The sequence below is a fragment of the Xanthomonas sp. NCPPB 1062 genome (genome assembly GCF_041481705.2).
Classification (GTDB): Bacteria; Pseudomonadota; Gammaproteobacteria; order Xanthomonadales; family Xanthomonadaceae; genus Xanthomonas; species Xanthomonas euvesicatoria.
In genome coordinates this window covers 2514921-2529418 of the sequence record NZ_CM192987.1, presented here as the reverse complement: position 1 = coordinate 2529418, position 14498 = coordinate 2514921, and the positions used below count along the sequence as shown (strand labels likewise).

15 protein-coding genes are annotated in these 14498 nt (G+C 64.8%); 14 read left to right on the top strand and 1 reads right to left on the bottom strand.

Going from position 1 to position 14498, the window contains the following annotated elements:
* Positions 1–18 precede the first annotated feature (18 nt).
* From sdhC to lolD, 9 genes are all read left to right on the top strand, one after another.
* The gene (gene sdhC, locus ACCQ16_RS11130; protein ID WP_029819501.1) at positions 19–414 is read left to right on the top strand and encodes a succinate dehydrogenase, cytochrome b556 subunit; all 396 of its coding nucleotides are present in this window, start codon (positions 19–21) and stop codon (positions 412–414) included.
* Entirely contained in the window at positions 411–797 is a 387-nt protein-coding gene (gene sdhD / locus ACCQ16_RS11125) for a succinate dehydrogenase, hydrophobic membrane anchor protein (RefSeq protein ID WP_008576669.1), read from the top strand. Before sdhC ends, sdhD begins: the two co-directional genes overlap by 4 nt.
* Positions 798–830: 33 nt before the next feature.
* Positions 831–2621 (top strand): succinate dehydrogenase flavoprotein subunit, encoded by a 1791-nt coding sequence (gene sdhA, locus ACCQ16_RS11120; RefSeq protein ID WP_005916748.1) that lies wholly within the window; start codon positions 831–833, stop codon positions 2619–2621.
* Positions 2622–2630: 9 nt separating this feature from the next.
* Entirely contained in the window at positions 2631–2834 is a 204-nt protein-coding gene (locus ACCQ16_RS11115) for a hypothetical protein (protein WP_014090243.1), read from the top strand.
* A 16-nt stretch (positions 2835–2850) separates the two neighbouring features.
* The gene (locus ACCQ16_RS11110; RefSeq protein WP_003482787.1) at positions 2851–3633 is read left to right on the top strand and encodes a succinate dehydrogenase iron-sulfur subunit; all 783 of its coding nucleotides are present in this window, start codon (positions 2851–2853) and stop codon (positions 3631–3633) included.
* A 111-nt stretch (positions 3634–3744) separates the two neighbouring features.
* Positions 3745–3993 carry an FAD assembly factor SdhE gene (locus tag ACCQ16_RS11105; RefSeq protein WP_003482785.1) on the top strand — a complete coding sequence of 83 codons (249 nt, stop codon included), beginning with the start codon at positions 3745–3747 and terminating at the stop codon, positions 3991–3993.
* Positions 3944–4396 carry a YgfX family protein gene (locus tag ACCQ16_RS11100; RefSeq protein WP_014090244.1) on the top strand — a complete coding sequence of 151 codons (453 nt, stop codon included), beginning with the start codon at positions 3944–3946 and terminating at the stop codon, positions 4394–4396. Before ACCQ16_RS11105 ends, ACCQ16_RS11100 begins: the two co-directional genes overlap by 50 nt.
* Positions 4397–4419: 23 nt before the next feature.
* Positions 4420–5661 (top strand): lipoprotein-releasing ABC transporter permease subunit, encoded by a 1242-nt coding sequence (locus ACCQ16_RS11095; protein WP_008576657.1) that lies wholly within the window; start codon positions 4420–4422, stop codon positions 5659–5661.
* The gene (gene lolD, locus ACCQ16_RS11090; protein WP_057682212.1) at positions 5654–6388 is read left to right on the top strand and encodes a lipoprotein-releasing ABC transporter ATP-binding protein LolD; all 735 of its coding nucleotides are present in this window, start codon (positions 5654–5656) and stop codon (positions 6386–6388) included. Before ACCQ16_RS11095 ends, lolD begins: the two co-directional genes overlap by 8 nt.
* A 210-nt stretch (positions 6389–6598) precedes the next feature.
* On the opposite strand, the gene ACCQ16_RS11085 is transcribed toward lolD, so the two are convergent.
* Entirely contained in the window at positions 6599–7663 is a 1065-nt protein-coding gene (locus ACCQ16_RS11085) for an SDR family oxidoreductase (protein WP_014090247.1), read from the bottom strand.
* Positions 7664–7957: 294 nt separating this feature from the next.
* On the opposite strand from ACCQ16_RS11085, the gene ACCQ16_RS11080 reads away from it, so the two are divergent.
* The 5 genes from ACCQ16_RS11080 to lpxK are packed head-to-tail and all read left to right on the top strand — an operon-like array spanning position 7958 to position 14325.
* Positions 7958–10504, top strand: coding sequence for a DNA internalization-related competence protein ComEC/Rec2 (locus ACCQ16_RS11080; protein WP_372379951.1), 2547 nt, complete (start codon positions 7958–7960; stop codon positions 10502–10504).
* A complete protein-coding gene (locus tag ACCQ16_RS11075) occupies positions 10395–11057 on the top strand; it encodes a MotA/TolQ/ExbB proton channel family protein (protein ID WP_372379950.1) in 663 nt (220 codons plus the stop codon). Before ACCQ16_RS11080 ends, ACCQ16_RS11075 begins: the two co-directional genes overlap by 110 nt.
* Positions 11058–11060: 3 nt before the next feature.
* On the top strand, positions 11061–11525 hold the full coding sequence (locus tag ACCQ16_RS11070) for an ExbD/TolR family protein (protein WP_277572746.1): 465 nt from the start codon (positions 11061–11063) through the stop codon (positions 11523–11525).
* Positions 11522–13291, top strand: a complete 1770-nt coding sequence (gene msbA, locus ACCQ16_RS11065) for a lipid A export permease/ATP-binding protein MsbA (protein ID WP_011347456.1) — start codon at positions 11522–11524, stop codon at positions 13289–13291. The genes ACCQ16_RS11070 and msbA overlap by 4 nt, the downstream gene beginning before the upstream one ends.
* On the top strand, positions 13288–14325 hold the full coding sequence (gene lpxK / locus ACCQ16_RS11060) for a tetraacyldisaccharide 4'-kinase (RefSeq protein WP_008576646.1): 1038 nt from the start codon (positions 13288–13290) through the stop codon (positions 14323–14325). The genes msbA and lpxK overlap by 4 nt, the downstream gene beginning before the upstream one ends.
* The last annotated feature ends 173 nt before the right edge of the window (positions 14326–14498 follow it).

Sequence of the window (14498 nt, the reverse complement as noted above, 5' to 3'; positions counted from 1 at the left end):
AGAAAACGAGCCCAGCGAATGGCGATCCGCGAACGTCCTCTCTCCCCGCATCTCCAGGTATACCGTTGGCAGATACAGATGGTGACCTCGATTCTCAATCGAGCCACCGGCATCGTACTGTCCGTCGGCGCACTGGGAATTGCCGCTGCCTTGCTCACCTTGATGCTTGGCCCCGACCATTGGAATTGTTTCCGCGATCAGGCTGCCACCTGGTATGGGCAGGTATTCCTGTTCGGCTGGACCTGGTCTTTCGCCTTCCACCTGTTCGGTGGCTTGCGCCACATGCTGCAGGACTTCGGGCAAGGCTACGCCGTGCGCTCGTTCATCAGCATGGGTTGGTTGTCGGTGGTTCTGAGCCTTGTGCTGACTATCGCCATCTGGGCTTACGTACTGCTGTCCGGAGGTGCCGTATGAGCCGCTACCGTACCCCGCTGAAGAATGTGCGCGGCCTGGGCGCCGCCAAGACCGGTACCGAACATTTCGTGATCCAGCGCCTGACCGCGGCCGCACTGGTGCCGCTGTCGATCTGGTTCCTGATCTTCGTGCTGAGCTTGATCGGTGCCGATCACGCCGCCGCCACCGCCGCAGTGGCCAAGCCGTGGAATGCGATTTTGCTTGTCGCTTTCCTCATTGCCTCGTTCTGGCATGCCCAGCTTGGCATGCAGGTGGTACTGGAAGACTACGTGCACGACTCGCTGCTCGCACTGATTGCGCAGACCCTCGTGCGTTTTGTTGCCGTGCTGGGCGCCATCGTCAGCGTGTTTGCCGTGGCGCGTATCGCGCTGGGCATGAGCTGAGTCGTCAGCGACCAAACAGGAACCCATAATTCGATGTCCGCTTACAAGATCACAGAACACAAGTACGACATGGTCGTGGTGGGCGCCGGTGGCGCCGGCCTGCGCGCCACGTTCGGCCTGGCCCAGAAGGGCCTGCAGACGGTCTGCCTGACCAAGGTCTTCCCGACCCGTTCGCACACCGTGGCAGCGCAGGGCGGTATTTCCGCGGCGCTGGGCAACATGGGCGAAGACGACTGGCGTTATCACTTTTACGACACCATCAAGGGCTCCGATTGGCTGGGTGACCAGGACGCGATCGAGTACATGTGTCGTGAAGCGATTCCGGCCATCATCGAGCTCGAACACTACGGCGTGCCGTTCTCGCGTACCGAAGAGGGCAAGATCTACCAGCGCCCGTTCGGCGGCATGACCACCAAGTATGGCGAAGGCCCGTCAGCGCAGCGTACCTGCGCCGCAGCCGACCGGACCGGCCACGCCATGCTGCATACGCTGTATCAGCAGTCGCTGGCGCACAACGCACGCTTCATGATCGAGTACTTCGCGCTCGATCTGATCTTCGACGAAGAAGGCGTCTGCCGTGGCGTGCTCGCACTGGACATGGCAGAAGGCTCGCTACATCTGTTCCGCGCCCACGGCGTGGTGCTGGCGACCGGCGGTTACGGCCGTGCCTACTTCAGCGCCACCTCCGCACACACCTGTACCGGTGACGGCGGCGGCCTGGTGATGCGTGCCGGCCTGCCCGTGCAGGACATGGAATTCGTGCAGTTCCACCCCACCGGCATCTACGGTGCGGGCTGCCTGATCACCGAGGGCGTGCGCGGTGAAGGCGGCATTCTGCGCAACAGCAATGGCGAGCGCTTCATGGAGCGCTACGCACCGCATTACAAGGATCTGGCGTCGCGCGACGTGGTGTCGCGTTCGATGACGGTGGAAATTCGCGAAGGCCGTGGCGTGGGCGAGCACAAGGATCACATCCTGCTCGACCTGACCCACCTTGGTCCGGAAGTGATCAACGAAAAGCTGCCCGGCATCGCCGAAAGCGCGCACATCTTCGCCGGCGTGGACGTGACCAAGCAGCCGATCCCGGTGCTGCCGACCGTGCACTACAACATGGGCGGCATTCCGACCAACTTCTACGGCGAGGTCGTGCGCAAGCAAGGCGACGATGCGGATGCCGTGGTGCCGGGCCTGTATGCCATCGGCGAGGCGGCATGCGTCTCGGTCCATGGTGCAAACCGTCTGGGTTCGAACTCGCTGCTGGACCTGGTGGTGTTCGGCCGCGCGGTTGCCAATCGCTGTGCCGAGACGGTCAAGCCCAATCAGCCGCACAAGACGCTGCCGTCCGATGCCTGCGACAAGGCCTTGGGCCTGCTGGACAAGCTGCGTCACGCCAACGGCTCCACGCCGACGGCCGTGATCCGCGACAACATGCAGCGCACCATGCAGTCGGACGCCGCCGTGTTCCGCACCAGCAAGACGCTGAAAGAGGGCGTGGACAAGATGGCCGAGATCTTCGCCACCTTCGAAGACGTCAAGGTGTCTGACCGTTCGCTGGTGTGGAATTCGGACCTGATCGAGACCTATGAATTGAACAACCTGCTGCTCAACGCGGTGGCGACGATCAATTCGGCCGAACAGCGCAAGGAAAGCCGCGGCGCGCATTCGCACGAAGACTTCCCGGACCGCGACGACGTCAACTGGCAAAAGCACACGCTGGTGACCGTCGACGACAAGGGCAAGTGCGAATTCGATTACCGCCCTGTGCACATGTACACGCTGAGCAAGGACGTGGACGTGGTCCCGCCGAAGCCGCGCGTTTACTGATCGATGCGCATGCAGCGACCCACCGTTGCCTTGTCATCGCTTGCCATCGCCTCGGCGCGTGGCAGCGAGTCGGTGCAGCAGTGTGGTCGTGGCATGACGCTGGAGCAGCGCCGGCACATGGCCGGCCGCTGCGCGACTGCTTCGGCAGTGGCATCCGTCATCTTTACCTTCATGCGCACGGTGCGGTTGTCGTCCGCACCGCGCATCGCCTGAGCCAACGAGAGCAGCTATGGCAGAGTTCACCCTCCCCAAGAATTCAAAGATCGGCAAGGGCAAGCATTACCCTGCAAAGGGCGCCAAGAACACGCGCACCTTCAAGGTCTACCGCTGGGATCCGGACGTCGACGCCAACCCGCGTACCGACAGTTACGAGATCGATCTGGATAAATGCGGTCCGATGGTGTTGGACGCGCTGATCAAGATCAAGAACGAGATCGACCCGACGCTGGCGTTCCGTCGCTCCTGCCGCGAGGGCATTTGTGGCTCGTGCGCGATGAACATCGATGGCACCAACACGCTGGCCTGCACCAAGGCGATTGCCGCATGCGGCAAGTCCGAGGTACCGATCTATCCGCTGCCGCACATGAGCGTGATCAAGGACCTGGTGCCGGATCTGACGCATTTCTACGCGCAGTACGCGTCGATCAAGCCGTGGATCCGTACCCAGACCCCGCCGCCGCCGGACCGCGAGCGCCTGCAGTCGCCGGAGGACCGTCGCAAGCTCGACGGATTGTACGAATGCATTCTGTGCGCATGCTGCTCGACCAGTTGCCCAAGCTACTGGTGGAATGGCGAGCGGTATCTGGGCCCGGCGATCCTGCTGCAGGCCTACCGTTGGATCATCGATTCGCGCGACGAAGACACCGGTGCGCGTCTGGACGATCTGGAAGACCCGTTCAAGCTGTATCGCTGCCACACCATCATGAACTGCGCACGGACCTGCCCGAAGGGCTTGAACCCGGCGCTGGCGATCGCCGAAATCAAGAAGCTGATGATGGCGCGTCGCGCCTGATTGCACGGCATTGATTCCCCACCACGGGGATGTGGTTCGCAGCGGCACCGGCCCTTGGGTCAGGTGCCGCTGTCGTTTTTGGCCCGCCATGCGGTGCGGTGGAGAGTGAGAATGGACGAACAAACCCTGCTGAAAAAACTGCGCTGGCGTTGCCGACGCGGCATGCGCGAACTCGACCAATTATTCGGGCGCTACCTTGATCAACGCTGGGCGCAGGCTCCTGACGCCGAGCGCGCGGTTTTCCTACAGCTACTGGATTGCGAAGACGATAAGTTGTGGCGCTGGTTCATGGGATACGAGGCTTGCCCCGATGCCGCCAACGCCGCACTCATCGCCGATATTCGCGCCTTGCCGGCTTGAGTGGCGCCCCTCGCGCTGGTTGATTTGCGCATTGAGCGTGTTGGTAGCGCTGGCCGTGTGGGCGGTGTGGCGCAGTGGCGTACCACCGTGGCTGGCCGTGTTGTTGTCGGCGTACGCGGTGCTTGCAGGCGGGCGAGCAGTGCGCCAGCTGTTGCGTTCGCCAGTGAGGCAGTTGCTGGTGCCATGGACGCAAACGCCCGCCAGCATTGACGGTATGCAGGTAGAAGGGCTGCAGGTCCGTTGGCGCGGACCGCTTGCGGTGGTGTCGTGGAGGCGAGCGGATGGCCGGCGCGAGCGCCTGCATTTCTGGCCGGACACCTTGCCGGCGCCGCAACGACGTGAACTGCGTCTGGCCGCTCAGGCCCACGCCATTTCGTCGGGGCGGCCGCTAGTGGCACCATAGCGTCCCTTTCCCGGTTGAACCGCATGTTCAAACCTATCCCGGTTGCCATCGGCTTGCGCTATCTGCGTGCCAAGCGGCGCAATGGCTTCATATCGTTTATTTCGATGGCGTCGATCCTGGGCATCGCCCTGGGCGTGACCGTGCTGATCACCACGCTTGCAGTGATGAGCGGTTTCCAGAAGGAAATCCGCGACCGCCTGCTGCAGATGGCTGCCCACGCGACCGTCAGTGCAGAAGGCGCGCCGATGCGCGACTGGCAGCATGCGGTCGAGGTCGCCATGTCCGATCCGCGCGTGGCCGGTGCCGCGCCCTACATCGAAACCGAATCCTTATTGCAGGGCCCGCGTAAGCAGCCGGCCATCGTGCGCGGCGTGATTCCTGCCGAAGAAGGCAAGGTGTCGGTGCTGGCCAAGAAGATGCAGCAGGGCTCGGTCGACAGCCTGACCCCTGGCTCGTACAACATCGTCATCGGCAAGGAGCTGGCGTTGTGGCTTGGCGTGGATGTCGGCGACAGCATCGTCGTGTTGCTCAGCGACACCCAGGCAACGCCGCTGGGCGCGATGCCGCGGCTCAAGCGCTTTACCGTGAGCGGTATTTTCGAGGCCGGATACAACGAGATCGACCGCGGCCTGGCCGTGGTGAACATGCAGGACCTTGCGCGCGTGCTGCGCATGGATGGCGTCACCGGCGTGCGCCTGCGCCTGCATGACATGGATCAGGCCTGGCCGGTGGCGCGCGATCTGGCGGTGAAGTTGCACGGCCCGTATCGGGTCAGCGACTGGACCCAGGAAAACGCCAACCTGTACCACTCCTTGAAGATGGAAAAGACGGTGATGGGCATCCTGCTGTCGCTGATCGTGGCGATGGGGGCGTTCAACCTGGTGTCCTCGCAAGTGATGCTGGTGACCGACAAACAGGCCGATATCGCCATCTTGCGCACGCTCGGGCTGTCGCCGGGCGGGGTGATGCAGGTATTCATGGTGCAGGGCTCGTTGATCGGCTTCATGGGTACCTTCATGGGCGTGATCGGCGGCATCGTGCTGACGTTCAACCTCGAACGCATCCTCGGCGTGATCGAAACGATTTTCAGCGTCAAGTTGCTACCCGAAGACGTGTACTACATCACCGGCCTGCCGACCGATATGCAAACCCAGGACGTGGTAGTGATCACCGTGGTGGCATTGGTGATGAGTTTCCTGGCGACCTTGTACCCGGCGTGGCGCGCTTCGCGCACCCAGCCGGCGGAGGCGCTGCGTTATGAATGAGATCCGGGAAGCGGCCGTGCAAACACCAGAACAGGCAACTGCGGTGATCCGCGCCGAAGCGCTGGCCAAGACCTACGCCGAAGGCAAGATGCGCACGCCGGTATTCGATGGCCTGGATCTCTCGGTGGCCACCGGCGAAACCGTAGCGATCGTCGGTGCCTCCGGCGCCGGCAAGAGCACCTTGCTGCATCTGCTCGGCGGGCTGGATATTCCGACCTCCGGCGAGGTGTATGTGGCCGGCGAGCGCATGTCGGCGCTGTCCGACGCGCAGCGCGGCAAGCTGCGTAACCAGGCGCTTGGCTTCGTCTACCAGTTCCATCACTTGTTGCCCGAATTCACCGCGTTGGAGAACGTGATGATGCCGGTGCTGTTGTCCGGCAAGGATGTGGCCGTCGCCAAGGGTCAGGCACTGCAACTGCTGGAATCGGTTGGGCTTGGGCATCGCGTCGAACATAAGCCCAGCGAACTCTCCGGGGGCGAACGTCAGCGCTGTGCGGTGGCGCGTGCATTGGTCAACAAGCCGGGTTGCGTATTGGGCGACGAGCCCACCGGCAATCTGGACGACAAGACCGCGGGCACCGTGTTCGAGCTGATGCTTGAGCTCAACCGCGCCCAGCGCACCAGCCTGGTGTTGGTGACGCACGACCGCGGCTTGGCACGGCGCCTGGACCGCGTGCTGGAGCTACACCAGGGCAAGCTGCGCGAATTGGCGCCGTCTGCGGTGTAAGCGCATGGCGAAGCGGTCGGTTGGCAGACCGATCGCGTCGTGTATGAGCGTGGAATCTTCAGCGGTCACCGGTGCTGTGCCCGTTAGCCGAAATGGTGGCGAATTTTGAAGTGCAGTGGCAGCGCACGATCGCATGCACCCCAACCGCCAGGGCATTAGCCGCCTGGTCGCCGCAGGCCAATGCAGCCTGCGGCGATGCCATGGCATCGGTCAAGGAATGATGCGCAGTGCCCGCAGGCGGGTAAACAGTTCGAAGAACGAGGCGCGGCTGTCGTAGAAGTCGAGGAAACCCAGTTCGCGGCTCTTGGTCATGTCATTGACGCACTCGATCTCGCGGCCTAGGTCGGCATCTGTATGCCACCACGATGCAAGCCGATTGACGTCGGACTCTACCAGCTGGTGTTGCGCGGCCACCTCAGCCCACAGGGCAGGTGCGGTCTGGCTCATGCGTGGTTCCAGCGGTTCAGGCACAGCGGGGCAGGGCGCAGCATCGAGATCGAAGAACTTCGCAATCTCGCCCCACATCCAGCGCCAGCGGAACACATCGCCATTGACGGTGTTGAAGGCCTGATTGCGCGCTGCGGGGCTAAGCCCGGCCCAGGCCAGTTGGCGGCCGAGCAGCCCGGCATCGGTGAGGTCGGTGAGGCTGTTCCACTGCGCTTGCGACCCTGGGAACACGAACGGTTGCCCGGTGTGCTTGCACAGCGATGCATACACCGCCAGCGTCACGCCCATGTTCATGGCGTTGCTGCCGTTGGCCATGCCGATCATGGTGTGCGAGCGATGTACGCTCCAGCCGAAACCGTGCTGCTGCGCATGCGCAAACAGCAGGTCTTCCAGCGTGTAGTAGAAGTTTTCGCCCGGCTGGCGCGGCTCGCTTTCGCGAAACGGCGTCTCGGCCTTGCCGCTGCCGTAATTCTCGAAGGCGCCCAGGTAGTGCTTGGTGCCGGTGACCAGCGCCATGTGCTGCAGCGGCGCATCGCTGAGTGCATCGCACAGGTGCCGCATCATCGCGCCGTTGGCCTGGACGTTCTCGCGTTCGGTATCGCGGCGGGTCCAGGTGCAGAAGAACACGTGGGTAATCGGTAGGCCACGTAACGCGCTGTTGGTGCTGTCGGCGTCCAGTAGATCTGCCGCGACCGGAATGACACCGTCGTGGGGCAGTGGCCGGCGTGCAAGGCCGTACACGGTCCAGCCGTCGGCGAGCAGCACGTTGGCAAGGTTGTAACCGGAGATGCCGGTCACACCGACGATCAATGCAATGCCTTTACGCATGGGGGAGACTCCTGGAAAACGGATTTCACCTTAGCGGCGACACCATGAAATCGGGGCGAATGCTGGGCCAGAGCGCGTGCTGCGCCGTTGATCGCTCCATTTGCTGCGGCATGCATCGTCAGGTGTGCACTGTCCTACGCACTGCATCTAGCGGTTGCGGGCTGCAGTACCTCTTCCGTATTCGCGATCGGCGAGCGCCGCGCAGTGTTCTTCCTACCCAGCCTTGGGCAGATCTCCGCTGTGCGTGGAAGGTGCCGCGATCTAAGGTGAAGACGTTGATCGATAGGGTGCGGGATGGCGACCGACAGCATGGAGGTGTCAGCGCAGGCAGCGCCGCCGCAGATGAGATCGGCGGTGGCCATTGCGGCCGCGTTATTGCTGGGCGTGGTGGCCTGCGCCTGGTCGCCCACACTGCTTGCGCGCATGGTTTACGTCGGCTGCGTGTGTGTTGCATTGCTGGGCAGCGGCGCGACGGTGTGGCTGCGCCCGCCCCGGAGTGCGCTATTGCTGGCAGGGGCGGCGGCACTCTTTGGATTCGGGACGATGGGGTGGCAGGTGACCGATGCCCTGCAGTCGCAACTGCTTCCGCAGGATGAAACACGCGATGTCACCGTGCGCGGACAGATTGTCGGCCTGCCGACCGCCGAGCAACGCCGTACCCGCTTTCAGCTGCGCGTGGACCAAGCGCCGGCGCAGCCGGAGGCACTGCGCGGGAAGCTCCTGCAACTGGCCTGGTACGACGACTTTGGCGCCGAGCGCATCGGCCCGCGCGCAGCGCTGCATGCAGGTGCGCGTTGGCAGCTGCGGCTCAAGCTGCGTGCGCCACGCGGCTTGCGCAATCCCGGAGGCTTCGATGCCGAGCGCCAGGCACTGGCGCAGCGCATCGCTGCGACGGGCTATGTGCGCATGCCTGCAACCGCACGCCAGATCGCGCCGCCGCAAGGCGTGGATGCGTGGCGCGAACGGATGTCGCAACGCATCGCCGAGCGTGTCGGCGGCCCTTCTGCGCCGTACCTGCGGGCGCTCGCGCTCGGAGATACCCGCGGGCTGGACGATATGGCATGGGCAACGTTGCGCGCGACCGGGCTCAGCCATCTGATCGCCATCTCTGGATTTCATGTCGGGCTGGTCGGGGCATTCTTCGCGCTGCTGGTCGCTGGCATATGGCGCTGGCAGCCGCGACTGGGCACCTTCATGCCGCGTCTGCATGCGGCATCGATTGCCGCGCTACTCGGCGCCGCCGCCTACGCGCTATTGGCTGGCCTGGCGCTGCCGACGGTACGCACCGTGTTGATGATTGCGGTGGTGGCCCTCGCCAGGGTACTGCGGCGACGCGCCTCGACCGCGCACGTCCTCTCGCTCGCCTTGTTGGCGGTGTTGCTGTGGGATCCGCTCAGCGTGCTGGTGGCTGGCTTCTGGCTCAGCTTCGCCGGCGTGGCATGGCTGGTCTGGTGCCTGCCGTCTGACGATCGCGCCATCGTGCGCGGCTTCCTGTCTGCGCAGACCGTGGCCACCGTTGGCCTGCTGCCGTTGACGGTCAGCCTGTTCGGGCAGGCGTCGCTGGTCGGGCCATTCGCCAATTTGGTCGCCATTCCCTGGTGGACTTTCGTGGTGGTGCCGCTGTGCCTGTTGGGGACCGCGCTCGAAGCGATCTATCCAGGGACCGGCGTATGGGCATGGCAGCTTGCGGGCTGGTGCTTTGAGCTGACCTGGCCGGGGTTCGTCTGGCTTGGGCACACCGCGGTGGCGTTGTGGTGGGTGCCCGAGTCCGATGGGGTTGCCCTGATCGCCGCCTTGCTCGGTGCGTTCTGGCTGTTGCTGCCGCGCGCGACGCCGGGTAAATCGTTGGCGGCGCTGCTGTGGTTGCCGCTGCTCTGGCCGGATCGCGAGCTACCCGCCGCAGGCGAGGCGGAAGTGCAGGTGCTGGATGTGGGCCAGGGCTTGGCGGTGCTGGTGCGCACGCAACGCCATGCGCTGTTGTTCGATACCGGTCCGGCGGTGCGCGACGGGTTCGATGCCGGCGAGCGCGTCGTGCTGCCGGCGTTGCGCGCGCTTGGCGTACGCCGGCTGGATGCCATCGTGCTCAGCCACGCCGACGCCGATCATGCCGGTGGCTATGCCGCGGTGCGCACGGGGCTGCCGGTGGCACGCACGGCTGCGCCACCGGGTGCGCCGTTGGACGTCACCGCACGTTGCCGCGCCGGGCAGCAGTGGGAGTGGGACGGTGTGCGCTTCCGCTTCCTGCATCCCGGTGTTGGGTTTCCTTATCTACGCAATCAATCCAGCTGCGTGCTGCGGGTCGAGACCGCGTCTGCGAGCGCACTGTTGCCGGGCGATATTGGCGAAATCGTCGAGCGCCGCCTGCTGCGCGGGCGCGCCGCGGATCTGCGTGCGGACCTGGTGATCGTGCCGCACCACGGCAGCGCCGACGGCTCGCAGGCCGGCTTCATCGCCGCGACCGGCGCACGCCTGGCGCTGGTGTCGTCCGGTCATGGCAACAGATTCGGGCATCCGCGCGCCGAGGTCGTGCAACGCTGGAAGTCGGGCGGAGCAGAAGTGCTGGACACTGCCCAGGCGGGAGCGATACGGGTTTGGCTCGGTGCCGCGGTCCTGCAACTGCGCGAGCGGCGGCGCTGGCAGCCGCGGCTATGGGATGCTGCGGAACGGCGGCGGTCGGCTGCTATCCTATCGGTCAGCGAACAGGCGGCCGTGTTGCCGGAGGAATCGAATCGTGTTGGAGCTGGTCAAGGCAGGCGGTTGGCCGATGGTGCCGTTGCTGTTGCTGGGCGTGATCGCCCTGGCGATCGTGCTGGAGCGTCTGTGGAGCCTGCGCCGCAATGAGGTGACGCCGCCGGGCCTGGGCGAAGAGGTCCGTCAGTGGGCCGCGCGCGGCAATCTGGATTCCACCCACATCGAATCGCTGCGCCGCAATTCGCCGTTGGGCGCCTTGCTGGCCGCTGCACTGGATGTGCGCGGCCGCCCGCGCGACATGATTCGCGAACGTATCGAAGACACCGGCCGGCATGTGGTGCATCGCATGGAGCGCTACCTGAATGCGTTGGGCACGATCGCTTCGGCCGGGCCGTTGTTGGGTCTGCTTGGTACCGTGGTCGGCATGATCCAGATGTTCCTGGGCATCCTCGATCACGGCGTCGGCGATGTGAATCAGCTCGCCGGCGGCATCGGCAAAGCGCTGGTGTGCACTGCCACCGGCATGATCATCGCTGTTCCGGCATTGATGGCGCATCGCTTCTTCAAGGGGCGCATCGCCGGTTACATCATCGAGATGGAGCAGGAAGCCACCTTGTTGCTGGACACCATCGATGGCCGAGTCGTGCCGGCAGCCGTCGCGCCGGCCGCAGCGGGCGCCAGGCCTGTCACGGCGAAGGGTTGACGGATGCGCATCGGCAGCGACCGAAGCCAGGACGAGCCGCATATCGACCTGGTGCCATTGATTGACGTCATCCTCGTCCTCATCATCTTTTTCGTGGTGACCACGACCTTCGACGCACGCTCCACGCTGCAGCTGCAGTTGCCGACCGCCAGCGACCAGCACACCAGTGCGCCGCCGCGTTCGTTGAGCGTGCTGGTCAACGCCGATGGGCGTTATTTCATCAACGATCAGGAAGTACTGCGCTCGGATGTGGATTCGCTCAAGCAGACCATCGCCCAGATCGCCAGCGATGACCGCGAACAGACCGTGCTGATGCGCGCCGATGCGCGGACCCCGTATCAGGCCGTGGTGACCGCGCAGGATGCGCTGGGCCAGCTCGGCTTCCGGCGCATTGCCATCGCCACCGCGCCCCCGGCCAGCGCCACCGGTACGACCGGCAAGACAAGCACCAACGGAACCCGCCAGTGACCATCTCCACCGACCGCCCGGCGCCAGTGTCTTCCTGGCGCACGTACCGTCGCCTGCTGGCGTTTGCCAAGCCATATCGCTTGTTGCTGGTGGCCGCGTTGATCGCCGCGTTGATCGAAGCGGCCGGCACCACCGGGTTTCTGGCGTTGATGAAGCCGATCACCGACGAGACCTTCATCTACAAGAACGCCGAGGTCAGTCGTTGGCTGCCGGTGCAGATCATCCTGCTGTTCGTGGTGCGCGGCGTCGCCGGCTACATCACCGACATGGCCATGGGCAAGTCCGCACGCAGCATCGCGCGCGACCTGCGTATCAAGGTGATGGCCAAGTATCTGCGCCTGCCGGGGTCACGCTTCGATTCGGAGCCGGTGCCCTCGATGCTGATACGCCTGGGCTCGGATTCGGACCAGGTTGCGCAGGCCGCAGTGGATGCGGTCAAGGTCATGATCCAGCAATCGCTGCAGGTGATCGGTGCGCTGGCACTGATGCTGTGGCATAGCTGGCAGGTGACGTTGACCATCCTGGTGCTCGCCCCGGTGCTGGCCTGGGTGATGGACAAGGTAGCGCGGCGCTACCGCCGTATCAGCCACAGCATCCAGGAAAGCGGTGCGCAGCTGCTGCAGGCTGCCGACCAGACCTTGTCCAGCCATCAGGAGGTCAAGATCTACGGGGCCCAGCAGACCGAAATGGAGCGCTATGGCGCGCTGGCCAATCGCAACCTGCGCCTGGCGATGAAGGTCGAATCCACCCGCGGCATTTCCACTGCCACCGTGCAGATGATCGGCGCGATCGGCCTGTCGGCCCTGCTGTTCGTGGCCGGTGCGCAGGCCTTGGCCGGGCGCCTGACGGCCGGCGATTTCGTCGTGCTGATGACCTCGATGCTGACGATCATCCCGGGCCTCAAGCAGCTCACCAATGTGCAGAACATGGTGCAGCGCGGCCTGGCATCGGCCGAGCGCCTGTTTTCGGTGCTGGACAGCCCGGACGAGCCGGATCAAGGTACCGTGCCGCTGACGCGTGCCAAGGGCTTGATCGAATTTCGCGATGTCACGGCGCGCTACCCCGGCCAGGTAAATCCGGCGCTGGCCGATGTCAGTTTCGTTGCGCAACCGGGCACCGTCACTGCCATCGTCGGGCGTTCCGGAAGCGGCAAGTCCAGTCTGATCAAGTTGATCCCGCGTTTTTACGAAGCCGAGGCCGGGCAGATTCTGCTCGACGGTCATCCGGTGCAAGCGTATGCCCTGGCGGATCTGCGCAGGCAGATTGCGCTGGTGGGCCAGCAGGTGATGTTGTTCGACGGCAGCATCGCCGACAACGTGGCGTTCGGTGAAATGCGCAACGCCGATGCCGGCCAGTTGGAGCGGGCGATTCTGGGCGCAAACGCAATGGAATTTGTCGCGCAACTGCCCGAGGGGCTGCAGTCGCATGTCGGCACCAAGGGCGGGCGCCTGTCCGGTGGCCAGCGCCAGCGTCTGGCGATCGCACGCGCCATGCTCAAGGACGCGCCGGTCCTGATCCTGGACGAGGCCACCGCAGCGCTGGACAACGAATCCGAGCGCTTGGTACAGGACGCCCTGCACAAGCTGATGCCGGACCGCACCACGCTGGTCATCGCGCATCGCCTGTCCACCATCGAGCATGCCGATCAGGTGCTGGTGATGGACCAGGGGCGGATCGTCGAGCGCGGTACGCATCACCAATTGCTGGCGCAGGGCGGCTTGTATTCGCATCTGCACGGCATGCAATTCCGCGAACGCCAGGCATGAGCAAGCGCGGCACCCGCACCCCGGGTTACTGGTACGACAACACGCCGATCCCCTTGCCGGCGCGCATCCTGGCGCCGGTCTACGGCGCTGCCATCGCATTGCGGCGGGCGCTGTATCGCCGCGGTTGGCGCCGGCGCCACCGGGTACCGGTGCCGGTGATCGTGGTTGGCAATGTCACCGCCGGCGGCACCGGCAAGACGCCGCTGACGATCGCCTTGGTCGCAAAGCTGCAGGAAGCCGGCTGGACGCCTGGCGTCGCCAGCCGTGGCTACGGCCGCGATGACGCAGGTACCGCGCGGTGGGTCGAAGCGGACACGCCGGTGGCGCTCGGCGGCGATGAGCCGGTGTTGATCGCCTGGAAAACCGGTGCACGCGTGCGTGTCGACAGCGACCGGCTCGCCGCTGCACGGGCGCTGGTCGAAGCGGGCTGCGACATCGTGATCTGCGACGACGGGCTGCAGCATTACCGTCTGGCGCGCGATGTCGAGATCGAAGTGGTCGATGGCCAGCGGCGCTACGGCAACGGACGCCTGTTGCCCGCTGGGCCGCTGCGCGAACCGGCCGCGCGCGCGCGCGATTGCGATTTCCGCGTGGTCAATCTCGGCCAGGCCAGTGCGACTGCCGCACCGCAGGTGCCCGATGATGCCGGTTTCGGCGAGTGGCAGATGCGTTTGAGCATCGACAGCGTGCAGCCGATGGATGGCAAGCGTGCGCAGCCCTTGAGCATGCTTGCCGGGCAGCGCGTGCATGCGGTAGCGGGCATCGCGCATCCGGAACGTTTCTTCGCCATGCTGCGCGCGCGCGGCATTGGCGTGGTGCCGCACGCGTTTCCGGATCATCACGTCTACCGCGCCGCGGATTTCAGCTTCGGAAGCCGCCTGCCGGTGCTGATGACCGAAAAGGATGCGGTGAAATGCCGTCCGTTCGCCGACGAGTGGTTGTACAGCGTGCCACTGAAGGCGGAGCTGCCGGCCGCGTTCTGGGTGAGTCTGCTGGACCGCCTGAACAAATTGGCCAGCCGGCAGGGCGTGTGAGTGCATCACGGGCCATGGTGAGCATGCAGCTGGACGTTGCTGGCCAACCATCGCGAGCCAGGCGTCGAGGACGCGCTTGCTGCTGTGATGTGGCATCCAGGCTGCATGAAGTTTCGCAACACTCGGGCAGAGGTCTGCCCTGAAATATCGGTGCGCATGGCTGCGAGCAGGGC